The 20,333-nt window shown below is 56.3% G+C and carries 21 protein-coding genes; 13 read left to right on the top strand and 8 right to left on the bottom strand.

Going from position 1 to position 20,333, the window contains the following annotated elements:
- Positions 1 to 29: 29 nt before the first annotated feature.
- Both AC0TNG_RS16935 and asd read left to right on the top strand, forming a co-directional pair.
- Entirely contained in the window at positions 30 to 347 is a 318-nt protein-coding gene (locus AC0TNG_RS16935; protein WP_417927300.1) for a YebG family protein, read from the top strand.
- A gap of 305 nt (positions 348 to 652) precedes the next feature.
- On the top strand, positions 653 to 1,771 hold the full coding sequence (gene asd / locus AC0TNG_RS16930) for an aspartate-semialdehyde dehydrogenase (protein ID WP_417927299.1): 1,119 nt from the start codon (positions 653 to 655) through the stop codon (positions 1,769 to 1,771).
- Between the two features lie 54 nt (positions 1,772 to 1,825).
- Here the strand turns inward: asd and AC0TNG_RS16925 are convergent, their stop codons facing one another.
- Positions 1,826 to 2,386 carry a TetR/AcrR family transcriptional regulator gene (locus AC0TNG_RS16925; RefSeq protein WP_417927298.1) on the bottom strand — a complete coding sequence of 187 codons (561 nt, stop codon included), beginning with the start codon at positions 2,384 to 2,386 and terminating at the stop codon, positions 1,826 to 1,828.
- Between the two features lie 133 nt (positions 2,387 to 2,519).
- Here AC0TNG_RS16925 and AC0TNG_RS16920 point away from each other — a divergent pair, with 133 nt between their 5' ends.
- The gene (locus tag AC0TNG_RS16920; RefSeq protein WP_267216576.1) at positions 2,520 to 2,951 is read left to right on the top strand and encodes a VOC family protein; all 432 of its coding nucleotides are present in this window, start codon (positions 2,520 to 2,522) and stop codon (positions 2,949 to 2,951) included.
- Between the two features lie 258 nt (positions 2,952 to 3,209).
- Positions 3,210 to 3,620, top strand: a complete 411-nt coding sequence (locus tag AC0TNG_RS16915) for a YybH family protein (RefSeq protein WP_148243011.1) — start codon at positions 3,210 to 3,212, stop codon at positions 3,618 to 3,620.
- A 44-nt stretch (positions 3,621 to 3,664) separates the two neighbouring features.
- Here the strand turns inward: AC0TNG_RS16915 and AC0TNG_RS16910 are convergent, their stop codons facing one another.
- Complete coding sequence (locus AC0TNG_RS16910) at positions 3,665 to 4,120, bottom strand: hypothetical protein (protein WP_473712789.1); 456 nt, start codon at positions 4,118 to 4,120, stop codon at positions 3,665 to 3,667.
- A gap of 428 nt (positions 4,121 to 4,548) precedes the next feature.
- Here AC0TNG_RS16910 and AC0TNG_RS16905 point away from each other — a divergent pair, with 428 nt between their 5' ends.
- Both AC0TNG_RS16905 and AC0TNG_RS16900 read left to right on the top strand, forming a co-directional pair.
- Positions 4,549 to 5,172, top strand: a complete 624-nt coding sequence (locus AC0TNG_RS16905) for a glutathione S-transferase family protein (RefSeq protein WP_024909122.1) — start codon at positions 4,549 to 4,551, stop codon at positions 5,170 to 5,172.
- 155 nt (positions 5,173 to 5,327) lie between these two features.
- Positions 5,328 to 6,065: a YoaK family protein gene (locus AC0TNG_RS16900; protein WP_208763812.1), complete on the top strand. Its 738-nt coding sequence runs from the start codon at positions 5,328 to 5,330 to the stop codon at positions 6,063 to 6,065.
- Here the strand turns inward: AC0TNG_RS16900 and AC0TNG_RS16895 are convergent.
- The gene (locus AC0TNG_RS16895; protein ID WP_024909124.1) at positions 6,015 to 6,464 is read right to left on the bottom strand and encodes a MerR family transcriptional regulator; all 450 of its coding nucleotides are present in this window, start codon (positions 6,462 to 6,464) and stop codon (positions 6,015 to 6,017) included. The two genes, AC0TNG_RS16900 and AC0TNG_RS16895, sit on opposite strands and share 51 nt — an antisense overlap.
- A 92-nt stretch (positions 6,465 to 6,556) precedes the next feature.
- Between AC0TNG_RS16895 and AC0TNG_RS16890 the strand changes: the two genes are divergently transcribed.
- The 6 genes from AC0TNG_RS16890 to clcB all read left to right on the top strand — a co-directional run bounded on the left by AC0TNG_RS16890 (position 6,557) and on the right by clcB (position 12,625).
- Positions 6,557 to 7,504: an NAD-dependent epimerase/dehydratase family protein gene (locus AC0TNG_RS16890; protein ID WP_417927293.1), complete on the top strand. Its 948-nt coding sequence runs from the start codon at positions 6,557 to 6,559 to the stop codon at positions 7,502 to 7,504.
- Positions 7,505 to 7,779: 275 nt separating this feature from the next.
- Positions 7,780 to 8,490, top strand: coding sequence for an osmoprotectant ABC transporter permease OsmY (gene osmY / locus AC0TNG_RS16885; protein WP_024909126.1), 711 nt, complete (start codon positions 7,780 to 7,782; stop codon positions 8,488 to 8,490).
- An 18-nt stretch (positions 8,491 to 8,508) separates the two neighbouring features.
- Positions 8,509 to 9,408, top strand: a complete 900-nt coding sequence (osmX, locus tag AC0TNG_RS16880) for an osmoprotectant ABC transporter substrate-binding protein OsmX (protein WP_024909127.1) — start codon at positions 8,509 to 8,511, stop codon at positions 9,406 to 9,408.
- Positions 9,409 to 9,416: 8 nt separating this feature from the next.
- Positions 9,417 to 10,064, top strand: coding sequence for an osmoprotectant ABC transporter permease OsmW (gene osmW / locus AC0TNG_RS16875; RefSeq protein WP_023311514.1), 648 nt, complete (start codon positions 9,417 to 9,419; stop codon positions 10,062 to 10,064).
- Positions 10,064 to 11,212: an osmoprotectant ABC transporter ATP-binding protein OsmV gene (osmV, locus tag AC0TNG_RS16870; protein WP_473712788.1), complete on the top strand. Its 1,149-nt coding sequence runs from the start codon at positions 10,064 to 10,066 to the stop codon at positions 11,210 to 11,212. Before osmW ends, osmV begins: the two co-directional genes overlap by 1 nt.
- 102 nt (positions 11,213 to 11,314) lie before the next feature.
- Positions 11,315 to 12,625: a voltage-gated ClC-type chloride channel ClcB gene (gene clcB, locus AC0TNG_RS16865; RefSeq protein ID WP_157189054.1), complete on the top strand. Its 1,311-nt coding sequence runs from the start codon at positions 11,315 to 11,317 to the stop codon at positions 12,623 to 12,625.
- On the opposite strand, the gene bioD is transcribed toward clcB, so the two are convergent.
- The 3 genes from bioD to AC0TNG_RS16850 form a co-directional block, all read right to left on the bottom strand.
- On the bottom strand, positions 12,560 to 13,255 hold the full coding sequence (gene bioD / locus AC0TNG_RS16860) for a dethiobiotin synthase (protein ID WP_024909130.1): 696 nt from the start codon (positions 13,253 to 13,255) through the stop codon (positions 12,560 to 12,562). The genes clcB and bioD overlap by 66 nt on opposite strands.
- A 130-nt stretch (positions 13,256 to 13,385) precedes the next feature.
- Positions 13,386 to 14,606 (bottom strand): sugar metabolism global transcriptional regulator Mlc, encoded by a 1,221-nt coding sequence (gene mlc, locus AC0TNG_RS16855; protein WP_024909131.1) that lies wholly within the window; start codon positions 14,604 to 14,606, stop codon positions 13,386 to 13,388.
- Positions 14,607 to 14,700: 94 nt separating this feature from the next.
- Complete coding sequence (locus tag AC0TNG_RS16850) at positions 14,701 to 15,633, bottom strand: LysR family transcriptional regulator (protein ID WP_473712787.1); 933 nt, start codon at positions 15,631 to 15,633, stop codon at positions 14,701 to 14,703.
- Between the two features lie 121 nt (positions 15,634 to 15,754).
- Here AC0TNG_RS16850 and AC0TNG_RS16845 point away from each other — a divergent pair, with 121 nt between their 5' ends.
- Entirely contained in the window at positions 15,755 to 17,008 is a 1,254-nt protein-coding gene (locus AC0TNG_RS16845; protein WP_248272137.1) for an MFS transporter, read from the top strand.
- 64 nt (positions 17,009 to 17,072) lie between these two features.
- On the opposite strand, the gene AC0TNG_RS16840 is transcribed toward AC0TNG_RS16845, so the two are convergent.
- Positions 17,073 to 18,464 (bottom strand): APC family permease, encoded by a 1,392-nt coding sequence (locus tag AC0TNG_RS16840; protein ID WP_024909134.1) that lies wholly within the window; start codon positions 18,462 to 18,464, stop codon positions 17,073 to 17,075.
- Positions 18,465 to 18,818: 354 nt separating this feature from the next.
- The gene (locus AC0TNG_RS16835) at positions 18,819 to 20,237 is read right to left on the bottom strand and encodes a glutamine synthetase family protein (RefSeq protein ID WP_473712786.1); all 1,419 of its coding nucleotides are present in this window, start codon (positions 20,235 to 20,237) and stop codon (positions 18,819 to 18,821) included.
- Between the last annotated feature and the right edge of the window lie 96 nt (positions 20,238 to 20,333).

Genomic DNA, 20,333 nt, shown 5'->3' with positions numbered 1-20,333 from the left:
TATATAAATACAGTATAGCGAGGTGCACGATGGCTGTTGAAACAAAATTTGTTGTCGTAAGAAAAGGTGAAGAGAAAATGACATTTGCCAGTAAGAAAGAGGCTGACGCTCACGACAAGCTGCTCGATATGGCAGACGCGTTCACCGACTGGCTGTTGCAAAGCGGAATGCAGATGGATGAAACGCAGGCTGAAAATCTTGGCCTGTATCTCGCCGAGCAGAAAGAGACCGTGCAGCATATTCTGCGTACCAGCAAGCTTCCCGATCTCAATGCTCCAGCTGTAGCGGATAAAACGGAATCCGATGCGGCTGACACGAAAAAAATCAGGGCTGTGAAAGCGGCCTGATTGTCAGAACAATCATCACTCATTTTGAACTATTCACCAGGCCCGGCAGCCAATTCCGGGCTCCCCCTTTGCCAGAGATTCCCTTCTTAATAATTGCTCTTTCATTCTTCAATGACAGTCATTGCACGTCATGCCTGCGATCGTTTTTAAACTGATGGTTTTATCAGGTATAAATATCACTGATGTCTTATGAAACATTTTAATAATTAAGGAATTAGCTGCAGTCCGTAGTGATCTTCTTCCTGGGATGAGATATAACCTGATGCGGAAATTAACATTCTTGTAACGTTGATAAGGCTAAACAAATGAAGCAGGTTGGTATTGTTGGTTGGCGAGGAATGGTCGGTTCTGTTTTATTACAGAGAATGGTCGAAGAGAACGACTTCGACGATATCTCAGCGCATTTTTACAGTACTTCAAGCCCCGGGGCCGCCGGTCCAGTCATTGGCGGCGTCAGCTACACACTCAAAGATGCTAATTCCATCAGTGACCTGGCCGAAATGGATATCATCATTACCTGTCAGGGCGGTGATTACACAAAAGCAATCTATCCTGCTTTGATTAATCGTGGCTGGCAAGGCTACTGGATTGACGCGGCCTCAGCACTACGGATGGATGAGAAAGCCTGCATTATTCTCGACCCCGTCAATCGCCCCACGATTGATCGTGCCGTTAAAGAGGGAATTAAACTTTTTGTCGGTGGCAACTGTTCCATCACGCTGAGTCTTATGGGGCTGGCTGGGTTGATTAAGGCTGACCTGATCGAATGGATGAGCGTTATGACCTATCAGTCTGCATCAGGTGCGGGGGCGCAATATGTCAGGGAATTAATTGTTCAAAGTGCCTGGATCAGTAAGCATTTGTCCTCTGATGAACTGGCATCATCAGGTTCAGTGCTGCCTTTAGTCAATAAAGTCAGTGCGTTAATTAACAGTGCTGACATGCCGATACAGAATTTCGGCGCACCTTTAATGGGCAGTATTATACCGTGGATTGACAGCGATTTGGGGGATGGTAATAGCCGTGAAGAGTGGAAAGGTGAAGCCGAAACAAACAAAATTCTTGGTTTGTCTCCTGGTGCGATCCCGGTAAATGGATTGTGTATTCGTGTTGGCGTGATACGCTGCCACAGCGCCGCAATCACCCTGAAGCTCAGGCGTGACGTCAGCGAAGAAGAATTCGCAGCGTTAGTGACGCATTCTCATCCCTGGGTTAACTATGTGCCCAATAACAAGGTTGAAAGCGTCAGTAAATTGACCCCGGCTTATATCAGCGGTTCGCTTCAGGTTGGTATTGGCCGTTACAAGAAGATGTCACTTAACAACGATCCAATATATTCGGTTCTGACGGTTGGCGATCAGCTATTGTGGGGCGCGGCGGAGCCCTTGCGCCGCATGTTGAATATTCTGCTGGGCAAAATCTAAGACATATTTTCTGAATAAAAGCATCTACTGAACAGGTGCTTTTATTGTATTGCCTCAGCGGGTTCGTGCCAACGCCGCCAAAATCATTTCACGCGCGTGACGCAATACCGATTTTATTTCGTCTGCCGGGATATCAGCGAGCCCCAGTCCGCGTAGCAGGAATATGCCTTCTACAGCGAGAAACGCGTGCCTGACATCGGCCATCTCCTCTCCAGCCTCGCGTAGTGGTTCGAGGAGTGAGCGATACAGGTTGCGAACGGGTTCCAGCATACCTGGCGCATGCACGAGAGCCGTGATAAGAAACGCCGCCATCTGTGTTACAGCATCCTCCTCCTCCAGCGCTTCCTCGATGTGCGCAAGAATTAATTCCCGTGGCCCTGCGGCGGTATCAATAAGACGCTGGCTGACTGCCTGCTGGAAACGCTTCACTTCTCGCTCAAGCACGGCGTATATCAGGCCATCCTTTGATGAAAAGGTATACACAAGGCCGCCTTTACTGATGCCAGCACGTTCCGCAACGGCATCCAGCGTAAATATCCGCCCTCCAGACTCAAGAATGATGCTTTCGGCAGCATCCAAAACGTGCTCTCTGTCGATCTCTTTTTTACGCGTCACAACTTCCCCTTGTCTTTTTCGACTGATCAGTCGCATAATGTTTTCGACTGGCCAGTCAGATTAGCACTGCGATCCTGGTACGACAAGATCGCTCCTGTAACTTTCCACCACTAAACACATATAAGGCAATGAAATGGAAGAGTGTTTACCATCTGCAGCCATCGCACACTTTGTCATGAAAGTGAAAAATATTGAGTCGAGTTACGATTTTTATCAGGGGTTAGGTCTTCGCGGATTCGACAAATTTCCAGGAATGGCAATCATCGAACTACGCGGCGGCACACATTTATTGTTAGCGGCAAAAGACGATCCAATGACTGATACGCTTCACGACAGCCGTGTCGGCCAGCGCTCTGATTTTATTTCCGAAAAAATTGATCTGATGATCGCGGGTCATTCCAGATCAGATCTTGAGAATTATCGAACCGGATTGATTGAAAAAGGGTATTCCCCTTTGGAAATTGCAGAAGGTTCGCTGTATGGACATTATTACTTCTCAATGCTGGACCCTGATGGCAATGGCGTGAGTTTCTATACCAGCCACTGTGACGATAAGCCTGTCTGACATATCGTCTGGGTTTTATAATAATACTGGCGCACCAGCTTATTGGCGCCGTTGTTCACCGCAGCCTGGTGGAAGTTACAGCAGGCTGCTTTGCGTTATCAACCATCGGAAATGATGTCCGCTGTTCGTTCACAGCAGACCTAACGTTATCTCCCCCCTCAACTTTCCCACAACACCCCGCCATAAAACCTGGTAGCTATACAAACACACCAGACTGTTATGTTAATACGCGTTACCCACTACAACGAGGAAACGCGCATGACCCCACATCCGCTACGCCAGATAATCGAATCCTGTGACCACGCCATCACCACCAAAAACTATGACGCCCTGATGGAGTACTACGCCGACGATGCGGCTCTGGTGGTCAAGCCAGGCATGACGGTTAAAGGCAAAGAGAACATCCGCAGCGCGTTTATTGCCATCTCTGATTATTTCCAGGACCAATTGATCGTCGAACAAGGGGAGATGCAGGTGATCGAAGGTGGCGGTAATGCCCTCGTTATCATGGAAACCGTTCTGCGTTTTCCTGATGGCCAGGGTGGAATAACAGAAATGTCGCGCCGCGCGACCTATGTTTTTCGACAGGAAAGCGACGGTCGCTGGCTTTGTACCATCGACAACTCTTACGGTACGTCGCTTCTGGATACCGGGAACCGATCGCGTTAATCACACTTTCAAAGGGGCGCTGCCGCCCCTCCACGCCTGCGCCCTTAACGTGTAGTGATGCGCGGTTCCTTCACAAACTCAGCCAGCAGCCACACCATATCGTGCAGCAGGCCTGTCAGTTCCTTCGCTACGTGAGCGGGCAGCGTTCCCCCCATCACCGCCTGTGTCAGCGCCAGAACGTAGTCCACCTGAGTCAGGGTGTCCTGCCAGCAGTCCGGCACGCAGGAGTTGATTTTCTCACCCATGATCAACTGTTCAATCAGGTATGGAGGAAGATCGGCATCGCAGAGCTCACGCAGCTTGCGCAGGGTCTGAAGGAGACGCTCGCACAGCGCAGTGTGGCTCGCGACATCATCGATTTCGACCAGCACGCTCACCAGCGCGGCGCAGTTGTCGGCGACGACAAACAGATCGGCATCAGCCGGAAGCGGCCGGGAGATAAGTTGCAGAATGACGTTTTCGTCAGATGGAAGATAAGTCAGGGTTGGGATAGTAGCCATACAAGGCATCCTTCTATATGCAATTCATTTAACCACCCAGTGAGTTCCTACGCTCGGGGGGTAGCGCTGACAGAGGTAGGAATACCGCCCATATAGAAAAACGGCCAGCCTTACGGCTGCTCCGCCAGCGCCACCGTTATTGTAACGAGATCGGCACTGCTGCGACATACGTAATGTCACTATATGGCTGACGGGTTCCTACGCCCGATTGCGGATGTGCCGCAACGCAGGCACTTTACGACCGCGACCCGTTGAGGAAAAGACATAACACTGAATTTCACAAGGTTACTTTGCGGTTTGCGAGGCGCCTTCCAGAAACGTTTACCGGGGCCAGACAGAGCACGCCCCACCAAATTTTGCCCCAACCTTCCCCGAGCAACTGGTGTATTGTTTTTAGACAATTCATTCATCTAAAGGACACCTGCGCAATGATCACCATCCTCGGCAAAACCACCTCCATCAACGTGCGTAAAGTACTCTGGACCTGCGAAGAAGCAGGCCTCGCGTATCAACAGGAAGATTACGGCAGCGGTTTTGCCTCAACGGAAACGGATGCCTTCCGCGCCCTGAACCCCAACGCCATGGTGCCGGTGCTGATCGATGACGATTTCGTGCTGTGGGAGTCCAACGCCATCTGCCGCTATCTGGCGCGCAAGGCCGGACGTCACGACCTGCTGCCCGCAGAACCGCAAGCCTGCGCCAACGTTGAGCGCTGGATGGACTGGCAGGCAACCGAATTCAATAATGCCTGGCGCTATGTCTTCCCGGCGCTTGGGCGTAAAAACCCGGACTTTAACGACCCTGAGCGCATTGCGGCGGGAATAAAAGAGTGGAACCACTGCATCACCATTCTGGAAAACCAGCTGCAGCGCACCGGCGCCTTTGCGGCAGGCGAGACGTTTACCCTCGCGGACGTGGTGCTTGGGCTGTCGGTGAATCGCTGGAAGATGACGCCGTTTGATAAGCCAGACGTGCCCGCCATTGAGGCGTGGTTCGAGCGTCTTAACCAGCGCCCGGCGTTTTTGCGTCACGGCAATAACGGCATGGTGTAAAGTCTTCACGCCCCTGGCTTGAGCAAGGATATTTTATTTAATTACTTAACCCTGAAAGCCGTCAGAGGGAATAATAATTAAGCTATATCCTGGACAGCCCGTTGCACCGCTTTGCTAGCCTGACTATTCAGGCAAAGCTCAACCCGGAGGTATTCTTGCTGATTAGACTCAAGAAAGAACGAACGCATAAGGAGGATCGCCGGCTTGCTCTCTGGCTGGCGACCTCGGCAGGTTTGCTGAATGCCATCGCCCTCGGGGCATTCGGTTTTTTCCCCTCACACATGACCGGCAACACCTCACAGTTATCCAGCGAAGTCTCTTCCACTGACCTGAGCGATATCATTTTCTTCGGCTCGATTATTCTCTCCTTTGTCGCAGGCGCCATTCTTGCCCGCATGATTGTAATATGGGGCATTATCCATAACGTCAGGCTGGTTTTTTGCCAGATCCTGTTCGTCGAGGGGATATTGCTGACCGGCGTTTCCTTCTACGAGATGTATTTTCATGCCCTCACCAGCAACCGCGAGATTATTCTTTTCCTGTGCGGCCTGATGGGCATTCATAATTCCACTTCTACGCAGCTTTCCGGCGGACGGGTGAGATCGACGCACATTACCGGCACGCTGACGGACGCGGGGATATCCCTGGCCTCCGTACTGGTGGCGATGATGCGCAGGGATTACTCCAAAGATACGGCGGCGCAAAAAAGTCAGCTGAAAACCCACTTAACCACCCTGTTTTCGTTTATTACGGGCGGTATCGCGGGGCTGCTGCTTTTCCGATGGATTGGCTTTAACGCCATGCTAGCGCTTGGGCTGATGCTCGCCGTAGTCGCTATCGTTTCAATTATCACCGTCTCGACGCGGGTTAGACGGGTTCGCGCTACCGTCTGAGCGTTGCAGCTGCCCCAGCAGGCGCTGCATGTTGTCGTCGCAGGAGATCCCCTCCGGCCGGTTGGTGATACTCGCGACCAGCGTCAGCAATTCCCTGCGGTTTTCCTCAAGCTGCTTTTGCATCGCTTCTATTTCGGCAATACGCGTCTTCAGGGACTGGATCAGTCCCTCATGATCCCAGCGTTGTTGCGGCTGCGGCAGAAAGCGGCGTATTTGCTCGAGTGAGAACCCGGTACGTTGCGCGCTGTCGATGATGTTCAGCAGCGCTGCCGTCTCTTGAGAATACGACCGGTAGCCGTTCCCCTGCCTGACAGGGCGCGGCAGTAAACCTTCCGCCTCATAAAACCGAATACGCGACGGGGAAATACCCGTCATTTTCGACAGCTCGCCAATTTTCATTTCATCTGCTCTTACGCCTTGACCTTAAAGTTAACTTTAAGCTTAAACTTTTTATACGGTCAACCGGATCGTCATCTCATCAGGGAGCTCATATGCAAACTATTCTGGGTGCCAGCGGGCAAATCGCCCGTGAACTGACCCGCGAATTAAAACGCGCCTATACCGACGATATCAGGCTGGTCAGCCGCCATCCGCAGAAAGTCCACACCAGCGATATCACGGTTGCGGCCAATCTTCTGGATGCGCAGCAGACGCAGGAGGCGGTTAAAGGCAGCGACACAGTCTATTTTACCGCCGGTCTGCCGCCTGATTCCGCGCTGTGGGAGCGTCAGTTCCCAACCATGCTGGACAATGCCCTGGAGGCCACGCGAAAGGCTGGCGCAAGATTCGTCTATTTTGACAATACTTACATGTACCCCCAGAGTGACGTGCCACAAACTGAAGAGACGCGCTTTGCGCCCCGGGGACGGAAAGGCAACGTGCGTGCGCTGATGGCCAACCGGGTGCTTGCCGAAATGCAGCGGGGCGACATTCCCGTCCTCATCGGTCGGGCCCCGGAGTTTTACGGGCCTGAGAGAACGCAGAGCTTCACGAATACGCTCATTATCGACAGGCTGAAGCAGCACAAACGTCCGCGCGTTCCGGTACGTGACGATACGCTTCGCACCCTCATCTGGACGCCGGATGCCAGCCGCGCGCTCGCCCTGCTGGGCAATACGCCTGAGGCCTACGGGCAGACGTGGCATTTGCCCTGCTGCGACGAAAGGCTGACGTATCAACAGTTTGTTACTCACGCCTGCGATATCTTCGGCCAGAAGGCGGACTACGCAGTGCTGGGCGAGCTGGCCTTCGCCGCGACGGCGCTGTTTTCGCAGGGCGCGCGCGAAATGCGGGAGCTGTTGCCCAGATACGACGTTGACAACCTGTTTGATTCGACGAAGTTTAAGCGGCATTTTCCCGACTTCGCCGTCACTTCATACCGGCAGGGTCTTGAAAACATCTGGCAGGAATGGAGATCAAAAGCGCACAAAACAGCGTAAATGCACTGCCGCACCGACACAGGTGCGGCCATTACTCGTGACAATGTCACTTTCACTTCTCGTCTTTAGGACTATTCTGCCTCTTCCTCAATCAGCCCTTACGCCATAAGGCTTAACCCGAGGTTGTCACTGTTTTCATAGGGTTACTGATTTTACCCCTTCGCTGGAACCCTTCCCAAACGCTTGCTATAGGTGAAATACCCCTGCCGAAACATGGCATAACAACAGGCAACCAGTGGTTGCTATAACGCATGCGCACAGGGAGACACACCGCAATGCACCCATTACTCAAACGTTCGCTGCTGTTTGTCGGCGCCATTATTGTGGTCCTCGCCCTCCTCGTCTGGGGTATCGGGATGGAGACGATAAAGGCGCGCCAGGTTGACCTGATCTATCTCGGGCAACAGCATATGATTCTGGTTTTCTCATCCATGTTTTTTGCCCTGCTGGTGGGTATTCCAGCCGGTATTCTGCTGAGCCGTCCGGCCGCGCGGGGTATCGCCGAATATGTGATGCAACTCTTCAACGTCGGCAACACGCTGCCGCCGCTGGCCGTTCTGGCGCTGGCAATGGTGGTGATTGGCATTGGCGATACGCCCGCCATCATCGCCCTGTTCCTCGCCTCGCTGCTGCCGATCGTGCGTAACACCTATGCCGGGCTGTGCTCGGTCCCGCCGTCGTTGCTGGAAGCGGCAAACGGCATCGGGATGACCAAATGGCAGCGTCTGCGTCAGGTTGAGCTGCCTGCCGCCTGGCCGGTCATGCTCTCGGGGATCCGCATCGCCACCGCCATTAACGTCGGTACCGCGCCGCTGGCCTTCCTGATTGGCGCCAGCAGCTACGGCGAGCTGATTTTCCCCGGCATTTATCTGAACGATTTCCCGACCCTGATCCTCGGTGCGGCGGCCACCGCCCTGTTCGCCCTGATCCTCGATACCCTGCTGGCGGCGCTGGGTCGCGTGATGAGTCCCCATCTCGCTCGATAACAATAACAAGGAGCTTTTATGAGACTGTTTTCCGGCCTGACGGCGCTGTGTGCCGCGGCGCTATTCACCAGCCAGGCGATGGCGGCCCCGCTGATTCTGGCGACCAAGAGCTTTACCGAGCAGCATATTCTCTCGGCGATGACCGTGCAGTACCTGCAAAAGAAAGGATTCCAGGTGCAGCCGCAAACCAACATTGCCACGGTGATTTCCCGTAACGCGATGATCAACAAGCAGATTGATATGACCTGGGAGTACACCGGCACGTCGCTGATCATCTTTAACCACATCAACAAGCGCATGTCGCCGCAGGAGTCTTACGAGACGGTAAAACGCCTGGACGCGAAGCACGGTCTGGTCTGGCTCAAACCCGCCGACATGAACAATACCTACGCTTTCGCCATGCAGCGCAAGCGCGCCGAGGCGGAACACATCAACACCATGTCGGAGATGGTGGCGAAGATTGAGCAGATCCGTAAAACCAACCCGGATAAGAACTGGCTGCTGGGCTTAGACCTGGAGTTTGCCGGGCGCAGCGACGGCATGAAGCCACTTCAGGCGGCCTATAAGATGGAGCTGGACCGCCCGCAGATCCGTCAGATGGACCCCGGCCTGGTCTATAACGCCGTGCGCGACGGCTTCGTTGACGCCGGGCTGATTTATACCACCGATGGTCGCGTGAAGGGCTTCGACCTCAAGGTGCTGGAAGACGATAAAGGCTTCTTCCCAAGCTATGCGGTCACCCCGGTGGTGCGTAAGGACACGCTGGAGGCCAACCCCGGCCTGGAAGAGGCGCTCAACACCCTCTCGGCCCAGCTCAACAACGACGTTATCACCGAGCTGAACAAAAAGGTGGATATCGACCATCAGTCACCGCAGCAGGTCGCCCGCGATTTCCTGCGTAGCAAACAGCTGCTGTAGGAGGCGCTATGGAGACGATTCACTACATTCTGGACAACTGGGATTACCTGTTAACCCTGACGCTGCAGCATCTGTGGCTGGTGGCGCTGGCCGTAGGCTTAGCCATCATCATCGGCGTACCGCTGGGCATTCTGATTGTCCGCCACAGGTGGCTGGCAACGCCGGTGCTGGGGATAGCCACCATCGTGCTGACCATTCCGTCTATCGCCCTGTTTGGCCTGATGATCCCGCTGTTTTCGCTGATCGGTCAGGGAATTGGTGCCCTGCCCGCGATCACGGCGGTATTTCTCTACTCGCTGCTGCCGATTGTGCGTAACACCCATACGGCGCTCGACAGCCTGCCGCCCGGCCTGCGTGAAGCCGGACGCGGTATCGGCATGACCTTCTGGCAGCGCCTGCGCTGGGTCGAAATCCCGATGGCGCTGCCGGTGATTTTCGGCGGGATCCGCACCGCCGTGGTGATGAACATCGGCGTGATGGCGATTGCCGCGGTGATCGGCGCGGGCGGTCTGGGCCTGCTGCTGCTCAACGGCATCGGCGGAAGCGATATTCGCATGTTGATTGCGGGCGCGCTGATGATTTGTCTTTTAGCGATTGTGCTCGACTGGCTGCTGCACCGTCTGCAGGTGGTTCTGACTCCAAAGGGGATTCGATAATGATAAAACTGGAAAACCTCACCAAACAATTTTCACAGAAGCACGGCCAGACCTTTAAGGCCGTGGACAACGTCAACCTGAACGTGCCCGAAGGGGAAATGTGCGTCCTGCTCGGCCCGTCCGGCTGCGGGAAGACCACCACCCTGAAGATGATTAACCGCCTCATTACCCCAAGCAGCGGGACGATCCTGATTAACGGCGAAGACACCAGTGGGATGGACACCGTCACCCTGCGCCGCAACATCGGCTACGTGATCCAGCAGATTGGCCTGTTCCCGAACATGACCATCGAAGAGAACATTACCGTCGTGCCGCGCATGCTGGGCTGGGATAAAGCGCGCTGTAAAATCCGCGCCGAAGAGCTGATGGATATGGTGGCGCTGGATCCGCATAAATTCCTCAACCGCTACCCGCGCGAGATGTCCGGCGGCCAGCAGCAGCGTATCGGCGTGATCCGCGCCCTGGCGGCGGATCCTCCGGTACTGCTGATGGATGAACCCTTCGGCGCGGTGGACCCGATCAACCGCGAGGTGATCCAGAACCAGTTCCTGGAGATGCAGCGCAAGCTGAAAAAAACCGTCATGCTGGTGAGCCACGATATCGACGAAGCCCTCAAGCTCGGCGACCGTATCGCGGTATTCCGTCAGGGGAAAATCGTGCAGTGCGCCAGCCCGGATGAACTGCTGGCGAAACCGGCGAACGAGTTTGTCGGCTCGTTTGTCGGTCAGGACCGCACCCTGAAGCGTCTGCTGCTGGTATCGGCGGGCGACGTCACCGACCAGCAGCCGACCATTACGGTGCGGGGTTCTACGCCGCTCCCTGAAGCCTTTGCGACCATGGATGATAATGACATTCGTGCCATTACGGTGGTCGACGAGCACGGCAAACCGCTGGGCTTTGTGAAGCGTCGCGAAGCGCGAAACGCCAGCGGGACCTGCGCCGACATCCTGCATCCGTTCCGCATGACCGGTAAAGCGGAAGACAACCTACGCGTGGTGCTGTCACGCCTGTATGAGAGCAACACCAGCTGGATGCCGATCGTGGATGAGGACGGGCGCTACAACGGCGAGATTTCTCAGGACTATATTGCCGAGTACCTGAGTTCAGGGCGTACGCGCCGGGCGCTGAATATTCATAGCGACAGTTAACCTTTCAGGCCGGGCATTGCCCGGCTTTTCCGCACGCATACCTTTTGCTAACCCCACGATTTGCCGCCACAATATTGTATCTTTCCCGTTGACTCGCGACTCATGCAACGTCTTCATACGTACCCCGACATCCGCGCGATGTTTCGCCGACTGCTGATTGCCACCGTTACCGGCGTGCTGGCCGCGCTGGCCGTTGCGGTATTCCGCCACAGCATGTACCTGCTGGAGTGGCTGCTTCTCAGCAACGACAGCGGCAGCCTGGTGAATGCCGCCGCCTCGCTCTCACCCTGGCGGCGCGCGCTGACGCCAGCGCTGGGTGGTCTGGCGGCCGGGCTGCTGCTGTGGGGATGGCAGCGTCTGACTGCGCAGCGGCCTCATGCCCCCACCGACTACATGGAAGCGCTGGAGACCGGTGACGGCCAGTTTGACTACGGTGCCAGCCTGGTTAAATCCCTCGCCTCGCTGCTGGTCGTTGCCAGCGGAAGCGCCATCGGGCGTGAAGGGGCGATGATCCTGCTTGCCGCCCTCGCCGCCTCCCTTTTCGCCCGGCGCTTTACGCCCAAATCCGAGTGGAAATTATGGATAGCCTGCGGTGCCGCCGCCGGGATGGCCAGCGCCTACCATGCTCCCTTAGCCGGAAGCCTGTTCATCGCTGAGATTCTGTTTGGCACCCTGATGCTGGCCTCGCTCGGGCCCGTGGTTATCGCGGCGGTGGTGGCGCTTCTCACCACGCAGCTTCTGGCGCCGGGTACCGGCACGCTCTACGCGGTCCATCTGAGCGGCATCCTCACCGCGGCCGATTATGCCCTGCTGGTCGCGATGGGGCTGGTGGCGGGTCTCTGCGGGCCGCTGCTGATGTGGCTGATGGCGTTCAGCCACGGTCTTTTCCTGCGCCTCAAGCTTTCGCCGCCGTGGCAATTAGCGCTGGGCGGTGCGATCGTCGGGCTGCTGTCTCTTCTGACGCCGAAGGTGTGGGGGAATGGCTACAGCGTGGTTCAGGCTTTTCTGCTCGCGCCGCCGCTGCTGTCGGTGATTGCCGGGGTGTTTATCTGCAAATTGCTGGCGGTACTGGCGAGCAGCGGATCGGGCGCGCCGGGCGGGGTGTTTACGCCCACGCTGTTTGTCGGTATGGCAACGGGGATGCTGTTCGCGCAGCTGTTCGCGCTGTGGCTGCCGGGTTCTGAAACGGCGATTTTGCTGGGGCTGGCAGGAATGGCAACCCTACTTGCCGCAACCACGCACGCGCCCATTATGTCGGCGCTGATGGTCTGTGAAATGACCGGACAGTATTTTTTACTGCCCGGCCTGCTGGTCGCCTGCGTGCTGGCGTCCGTATTGTCGCGGACGTTACGCCACGACTCTGTCTACGGTCAACACGCCACCGAGGGCAGAGAGATCGATGTACTGCGCTAGCTCGCGCTGCTCGGCGCGTGGCAGATAAGGCAGCTCGCCCACCAGCGGTCCGGGCAGTTTGGTGCTCAGCACGTCGATGATCTCCGCGTAGTGCGCCAGGCCCGGGTTGATGCGGTTTGCTACCCAGCCAACCAGCGGCAGGCCGTCATTGGCAATCGCCTGCGCCGTCAGCAGCGCGTGGTTGATACACCCTTCCTGGATACCCACCACCATCACCACCGGAAGCTGCTCCTGCACAACCCATTCAGACAGCGGGCGCAAATCATTCATCAGGCTGCGCCAGCCGCCCGTCCCTTCAACCACGACGTGATCAACCTTCTCGCTCAGGTTCGCCAGGCCGTCGGACAACAGGGGATAATTAATCAGGCCGCTGTGCGCTACGCTGCTCTCCTCTTCGCTTAACGCAATGGGATTGACCGCGTGATAGGGCAACTCCAGTGACGAGACGCTTTGCAGCACCAGGGCGTCTTTATTGCGCAATCCCTCTGGCGTCTCTTTACTCCCTTTTGCGACCGGTTTGTACCCTGCCACGCGTTTACCGCTTGCTGCCAGCGCCTGCAGCAATGCGCGGGATACGACGGTCTTGCCGACAGAGGTATCTGTACCAGTAACAAAGAAACGCTTAAGCATGACTCACTCCACCTCTTGGGTATGCTTCGAAAATATAAACCAGGTAAATAATTCAGTGGAGGAAGTCTACGGGATGCATGCGCTACCCGGCTTGAGATAGCGCAATTTTTCTTACATCTGCGGAAAAGAGTTAACCCTGTAACAGGCGGATCAACAGCGAGCCGTTATACATGGCATCTTTGACCAGCGCCGCGCCAGCCATCGTACCCTGGTTGGAAAACTGGGTGCTTTCTACCGCAATGTTCCGGCTGTAGGCGGGAAGCGACTGCTGCTGAATACAGGCCGTAATCGCCGGGAAGAGGATCTCCGCCGCCTGGCTGAGCGGTGAGCCAATGAGGATTTTTTGCGGGTTGAAGAGGTTCACCATTATCGCCAGAATGCGGCCAACGTTATTTCCCACCCCGGTAATAATGTCCTTCGCCAGCAGATCCCCCTGGCGCGCGGCGGCGCAGAGAGAATCCACCGTAAGGGGTTGTCCGTGCAGCGAGGAGCTCATGGACTGGCTGAGCCTGACCTGCGCCAGCTCCAGCACGCTTTCCACGCTGGCAATGGTCTCCAGACAGCCGTGGTTCCCGCAGTAGCAGCGCTTACCGTACGGGTCGACCTGGGTGTGGCCAATTTCCACCAGGCTGCTGCTTCCGGCGTGGAGAAGACGTCCGTCGGTAATCACCCCCGCCCCGACGTTATGGTCGATGACCACCTGAATCACATCCCGCGCGCCGCGGGACGCGCCGAACAGCGCCTCCGCCATCGTCCAGGCGCTGATGTCATGCTGAATATAGACCGGTACGCCGGTATGGTTTTTCAGCACTTCGCCCAGCGGCATCTCTTTGACATCGTCGTAAAACGGCATGCGGTGAACAATACCATTTTCGGTATCAATAATGCCCGGCATGGTGATGGCAATCGCCGTTAAGCGTTCAAGCCGCTGCTGATGGCGAATAAAGAAGCGATCGATGTGCGAGACAATCGCGTCGAGGAGCGGTTCCTCCGCGTTGAGCGGCAGTTCAAGGCGGTCCTCTACCACCAGCTTGCTGCTCAAATCGCGCAGCGCAAGGAAGATCTCGCCGCGGCTGATGCGCAGTGACAGGTAGTGCCATGCTTCCGTCTCAACCACCAGCCCGACTGCCGGACGGCCACGGCTGCCCGGCTCCTGAATTTCCGTCTCCTGAACCAGGTGCGCTTCCAGCATCTCGCGGACAATCTTGGTGATACTGGCTGGTGCCAGTTGTGCCAGGCGCGAAAGATCGATACGCGAAACCGGACCAAGCTGATCAATCAGGCGATACACCGCGCCAGCGTTGGTCTGCTTAATCTGATCGATATGCCCTGGCTGACTATCAGCAACCACCTCGTACTCCCTTATTTTCGAGCTTCGAAATAAACTGTTTGCTATGGTGAAGCACTTGCATGGCTGCCGTCAAATATTTACTTAGCCATGTGATTTACCGCACATTTTTGCCCCCTTTTCCCTGAAAATGCCGCCCGGCAGAGGCGCTAATTAACTGCTGTTTGAAGCGCTGTGCGGCGTGGCTCTGCTCGCGGTGTTTTGACCAGACCAGCCACATTTCGGAAACGGCATCCTCTTCGGCAATGGTCACCCAGCGCATTTCGCGCAACTGGACCCGTTTAAAGGAGGCCGGAAGAATAGACACGCCCAGCCCGGCGGCAACCAGACCGATAATGGTCATCGCTTCCCCGACTTCCTGGGTGATGACCGGGGCAAGATCGTAGCGGCGCATCAGCCCCAGGATATCGTCATACAGACCCGTTCCGACCTGCGGGTCAAAAAAGACAAACGGCTCTTTTGCCAGCTCTGCCAGCGAAACCGCCGGACGCAACGCCAGCGGGTGATCGTGTGGGATCATGGCCATCAGCGGCTCGCGCAGGATCACCTCCCACGCGAGCGTATCCGGCAGTTGGGTGTTACGCATCAGTCCCAGATCCAGGGAACCTTCATTCAGCGGCGCAATCTGCTCGCGGGTATTGATCTCGCGCGTCTGAATATGAACATCCGGGAAATGGCGGCGGAATGACGAAAGGGTCTCCGAGACGGCGCTGATAAACGGTGCCGACGAGGTAAACCCGATCCGCAGCTCTCCGGCTTCCCCGAGATAGAGCCGTTCTGCCCGGGAGGCGGCGTCCTCGACCATGCTCAGAATTTGTCGGCTGTCGTTCAGGAACTGCTTGCCCGCCGCCGTCAGGCTCACGCTGCGGTTGGTACGGGCCAGAAGGCGCGCCCCAACCTGCTGCTCCAGGATCTGAATCTGCTGGCTTAACGGGGGCTGAGAGATATTCAGCCGTGCCGCCGCGCGGCCAAAATGCAACTCTTCGGCGACGGCGACAAAGTAGCGGAGGTGACGCAGCTCGATATTCATATTTTTAAAGTATCATTTGAGATTATTAATATATTAGACAGAATATTTACATTTTCCTACCCTGAAGAGGTGGTCATACCCGTCACCAGAAATCACGGGGATGTTTAAGCAAGGAAACTGTGTGAGTCGTACAACTACTATTGATATCGATCCGGCAAGAGATATCAATGATTTACCTGCAGCATCGCAGCCGGTCCAGTTCATTAAACGTGGTACCCCCCAATTTATGCGCGTCACGCTGGCGCTCTTTTCCGCCGGTCTGGCCACCTTCGCCCTGCTCTATTGCGTTCAGCCGATCCTGCCCGTCCTCTCGCATGAATTTGGCGTATCGCCTGCCAGCAGCAGCGTTTCACTCTCTATTTCTACCGGCATGCTGGCGATTGGCCTGCTCTTTACCGGGCCGCTGTCCGACGCCATTGGCCGTAAACAGGTGATGGTGACCGCGCTGATGCTGGCCTCGGTCTGCACGTTACTCTCGACCATGATGACCAGCTGGCACGGTATTCTGGTGATGCGCGCGCTGATTGGGCTGTCGCTCAGCGGCGTGGCGGCGGTCGGGATGACCTATCTCAGCGAGGAGATTCACCCAAGCTTTGTTGCCTTCTCTATGGGGCTTTACATTAGCGGGAACTCGATTGGCGGAATGAGCGGACGCCTGCTGAGCGGGGTCTTTACGGACTTCTTTGACTGGCGTATTGCGCTGGCGGTCATCGGGTGTTTTGCGCTGGCATCAGCCCTGATGTTCTGGAAAATTCTGCCGGAATCGCGCCATTTCCGCCCGACCTCTTTGCGCCCGAAAACGCTGTTTATCAACTTCCGCCTGCACTGGCGTGACAAAGGGCTTCCGCGCCTGTTTCTGGTCGGCTTCCTGCTGATGGGCTCCTTCGTCACGCTGTTCAACTATATTGGCTACCGCCTGATGCTCTCGCCATGGCATCTGAGCCAGGCGATTGTCGGTTTACTCTCGGTTGCTTATTTGACCGGTACGTGGAGTTCACCGAAGGCCGGGGCGATGACCGCACGCTATGGACGCGGCCCGGTCATGCTGTTCTTCACGGCGGTGATGCTGGTCGGCCTGCTGCTGACGCTCTTCTCCTCCCTGTGGCTGATTTTTGCCGGCATGCTGCTCTTCTCCGCGGGGTTCTTCGCCGCCCACTCGGTCGCCAGCAGCTGGATTGGCCCGCGCGCGCGTCGCGCCAAAGGTCAGGCATCGTCTCTTTATCTGTTTAGCTATTACCTGGGGTCCAGCATCGCCGGGACGCTCGGCGGCGTGTTCTGGCATAACTACGGCTGGAACGGCGTGGGCGGGTTTATCGCGCTGATGCTGTGCGCGGCGCTGCTGGTGGGGGGAAGTCTTCATAAACGTCTGAGATAATATGCTTGCGGGCGGATGTCCGTTTCCCGAAAAACGGCACCAGCGTACTGGTGCCTTTTCACGTTCAGGAATCCCAGGCCTGCTCTATTTTACCGGCTTCAAACTGCGGAGGCGGTTTTCGGAAACGGCGCGTTAGCCATGTCAGGTAAAGGATCCCCAGTGCCGCCCAGATGAGGCCAAGCGTCAGGGACGTCGCTTCGAGGTTTATCCACAGCACGCCGACCGTTACGGCACCAATGAGCGGCAGCAGGAGATAGTGGAACCGATCTTTCCACGTTTTGTTCAGCCCCTTACGCCGCCAGAAATGGTTGTACACCGAGAGATTAACAAACGTAAACGCCACCAGCGCGCCGAAGTTGATCAGCGCCGTCGCGGTCACGAGATCAAAGTACAGAGCCGACAGCGCCACTATCCCAACCATAATGACGTTCAGGGCCGGCGTACGCCATTTCGGATGCACGTAGCCAAACACGCGCTCCGGAAAGACGTTGTCACGCCCCATCACATACAGTAAGCGTGAGACGCTGGCGTGCGAGGCCAGGCCTGAAGCGAGCGTATTCACAAACGTGGTACACAGAAACACCGACTGGAAGAGCTTGCCGCCAACGTATAGCGCAATTTCCGGCAGCGCGGCGTCCGGGTTCTTGAAGCGGGCGATCGTCGGGAAAAAGAGTTGCATGAAAAACGAGGCAACAATGAATATCAGCCCGCCATACAAAGCGGTGAGGAAAATGGCTTTGGGGATCACCCGCGCCGCGTTTGGCGTCTCTTCCGACAGCGTGGTGACCGCGTCAAAGCCGAGGAAAGAGAAGCAGACGATAGTCGCGCCGGTAATAATCGGGATCAGGTGCGCGTTCTCGCTGATAAACGGCTGGAGCGACCAGACGGTGCCGACGCCCTCCCCCTTGTGCAGGCCATGCACCACGAGAATGACAAACACCACCATGATGGCGACCTGCACCAGCACAAACAGGGTGTTAAAGTTGGCGACCAGATTCACACTCTTCAGGTTCGCCAGCGTCAGGATCGTCACAAACCCCACCACCCAGACCCACGGCGGGACTTCAGGGAACAACGCGGAAAGGTAGATCTTCGCCAGCAGCACGTTAATCATCGGCAGGAAGAGATAGTCCAGCAGCGATGACCAGCCGACCATAAAGCCTAAGTGGGGGCCGATCGATTTCTGCGTGTAGGTGTACGCAGAGCCCGCTTCCGGGAACTGCCGTACCAGTTTGCCGTAGCTGATGGCGGTAAACATGACGCCAGCCAGCGCCAGGAGATACGAGGCGGGCACGTGGCCGTTGCTGATACCGGACACAATGCCGAAGGTATCAAACACGGTCATGGGGGTGAGATAAGCCAGCCCCATCATGACCACCTGCCAGAGCTTGAGGGAACTGCGCAGCCGGGTTCTTCCGGCCACACGCGGCGAGTCAAGAGAGGTGTTAGTCGCCATAAACCGTCCCCCCCATGCTTACCGTGGTTTGCAATCGCGCTGTCCTTAACGCAAACCTGCTTAGCAAAGGGGGAAGTTGTAAAGAACACACGCGATCGTACCAGCGCACCGTCTCTTTCTCGCACTCACAGCAGGCGCCTGACTGGCCCCCTTCGCCCTGCGGATAGTTGAACATCTGCATCATTTCCTACCTCGTCACACAGTGTCGTTAAGAAAATCCCTGCCGCCTGCGCTCCATAACGCGACTCCCGGGAGATAGCTGGCGTGCCAGCGAACAGTTAGGCCAGGCTCCGCGCAGGCCGTTGGGTGATACGTATGCGATAAAACAAAGCGGCCCCTTACCGGGGCACGTTATCAGGCGTTTTTCAGCATCCACTCAATTTCAGTTTCGGTAATCAGGCGTTCAAACTGCAGCAATTCATCATTTTTGCAGGCGTGATAGACGTGGCAGAAACGCTCGCCCAGCCGCTCGCGAAGATGATCGTTTTGCATAAATTCCCACAGCGCATCGCTCTGACGGATCGGGAACGGCAGTCCGTCCTGCTCCAGACCATTGCCTTCCACTTCTTCCTGCAGGGGTAAATCGTTATCCAGCCCATGTAGAATGCCGGCAAAAATCGCCGCCATCACCAGATATGGATTCGCGTCTGCTCCCGCCACCCGGTACTCGACCCGATGGTTATGGCGATCGCCGCAGGGGATACGCAGGGCAACCGTGCGATTATTGTGTCCCCATGACGCCTGCGTCGGCACGTACATTCCCGGCTGGAAACGGCGGTAGGAGTTGACGTTCGGTGCCAGCAGCGCCATGGACGCCGGCATCAGATCGATCATCCCGGCCAGCGCGCGTTTCAGCAGCGCGGAATCATCGCCGCTGGCGTCAGCGAGCACGTTTTCGCCTCGGTTGTTTTGCATGCTGATGTGGATATGCATCCCGCTGCCCGCATGCTCTTCATACGGCTTTGCCATAAACGTGGCGTGCATCTTATGTTTTTCCGCCATCTGCCTGACGAGACGTTTTAGCGCCAGCGCATCGTCGCAGGCATCGAGCACGTTTTCCGTATGGTGCAGGTTAATCTCAAACTGGCCCGGGGAGGCCTCTGCCACTGCCCCGTCGGCGGGGATCAGCTGCAGCTGCGCCAGCTCGTCAATGTCATTCAGCACGTCAGCAAAGTGGTTCAGGTTATCAACCGAGTAGACCTGACTCTGCGTGTTACGCACGTCGGTGCCCGGCGCGCAGGGTGGCTGCAGATAGCCGTCGGCATCGCGTTTACGGTCAAGTAAATAGAACTCCAGCTCTACCGCTACCACGGGGAACAGACCGCGCTGGCGCAGCTGCTGCCAGAGTCGGTTGAGTACGTTCCGCGGCTCAACGTCAAAGGGAGCGCCATCTTCATCGACCATGGTGAGCTGCACCTGACCAATGTATTCCGGGTCGGCGGCGGACGGTGTCAGGGTGCCCGGTACCGGCACGCAGATACAGTCCGGCTCGCCGAGCTCCTGCCCCAGTCCCGCCTCTTCCACGACGTTACCCAAAATGTCCATGGCGAAAACCGATGCCGGGAAATAGCAGCCTTTTTCAAGTTTGCTCAGTCCGGCAACCGGGATGCGTTTGCCGCGAAAACAGCCGTTCAGGTCAGTCAGGAGGACGTCAATAAACTGGGTGTCAGGATACTTTTCTAAATAGCGCTTCACTTCCTGCGTAAAGGCGCTGCCCCGCCTCTCATCCGTGTGCTGCACAAAGTTCTCAACTTCTACGATATTGGTTTCCATGATTTACCACCGTTTTTGGGTTTTGCGTTCGCTGCTCAGGACTGTCAAATATAATGTCCACCCTATCGAATCTGTATGCAAACAAATTGTTTGTCA

This window comes from Enterobacter sp. PL_is514 (assembly GCF_055816715.1).
Note: the sequence above shows the minus strand (reverse complement) of the source record. Positions and strands in the feature narration are given on the sequence as shown.

Excerpts from the sequence above, each read along its gene's own strand:
- AC0TNG_RS16910 (WP_473712789.1), bottom strand. The coding sequence starts at position 4,120 with ATGGCTACTATCCCAACCCTGACTTATCTTCCATCTGACGAAAACGTC.
- AC0TNG_RS16850 (WP_473712787.1), bottom strand. The coding sequence starts at position 15,633 with ATGAATATCGAGCTGCGTCACCTCCGCTACTTTGTCGCCGTCGCCGAA.
- asd (WP_417927299.1), top strand. The coding sequence starts at position 653 with ATGAAGCAGGTTGGTATTGTTGGTTGGCGAGGAATGGTCGGTTCTGTT.
- osmW (WP_023311514.1), top strand. The coding sequence starts at position 9,417 with ATGGAGACGATTCACTACATTCTGGACAACTGGGATTACCTGTTAACC.
- AC0TNG_RS16890 (WP_417927293.1), top strand. The coding sequence starts at position 6,557 with ATGCAAACTATTCTGGGTGCCAGCGGGCAAATCGCCCGTGAACTGACC.
- osmY (WP_024909126.1), top strand. The coding sequence starts at position 7,780 with ATGCACCCATTACTCAAACGTTCGCTGCTGTTTGTCGGCGCCATTATT.
- AC0TNG_RS16835 (WP_473712786.1), bottom strand. The coding sequence starts at position 20,237 with ATGGAAACCAATATCGTAGAAGTTGAGAACTTTGTGCAGCACACGGAT.
- AC0TNG_RS16935 (WP_417927300.1), top strand. The coding sequence starts at position 30 with ATGGCTGTTGAAACAAAATTTGTTGTCGTAAGAAAAGGTGAAGAGAAA.
- AC0TNG_RS16840 (WP_024909134.1), bottom strand. The coding sequence starts at position 18,464 with ATGGCGACTAACACCTCTCTTGACTCGCCGCGTGTGGCCGGAAGAACC.
- AC0TNG_RS16895 (WP_024909124.1), bottom strand. The coding sequence starts at position 6,464 with ATGAAAATTGGCGAGCTGTCGAAAATGACGGGTATTTCCCCGTCGCGT.
- osmX (WP_024909127.1), top strand. The coding sequence starts at position 8,509 with ATGAGACTGTTTTCCGGCCTGACGGCGCTGTGTGCCGCGGCGCTATTC.
- bioD (WP_024909130.1), bottom strand. The coding sequence starts at position 13,255 with ATGCTTAAGCGTTTCTTTGTTACTGGTACAGATACCTCTGTCGGCAAG.
- AC0TNG_RS16915 (WP_148243011.1), top strand. The coding sequence starts at position 3,210 with ATGACCCCACATCCGCTACGCCAGATAATCGAATCCTGTGACCACGCC.
- AC0TNG_RS16905 (WP_024909122.1), top strand. The coding sequence starts at position 4,549 with ATGATCACCATCCTCGGCAAAACCACCTCCATCAACGTGCGTAAAGTA.
- AC0TNG_RS16920 (WP_267216576.1), top strand. The coding sequence starts at position 2,520 with ATGGAAGAGTGTTTACCATCTGCAGCCATCGCACACTTTGTCATGAAA.
- osmV (WP_473712788.1), top strand. The coding sequence starts at position 10,064 with ATGATAAAACTGGAAAACCTCACCAAACAATTTTCACAGAAGCACGGC.
- clcB (WP_157189054.1), top strand. The coding sequence starts at position 11,315 with ATGCAACGTCTTCATACGTACCCCGACATCCGCGCGATGTTTCGCCGA.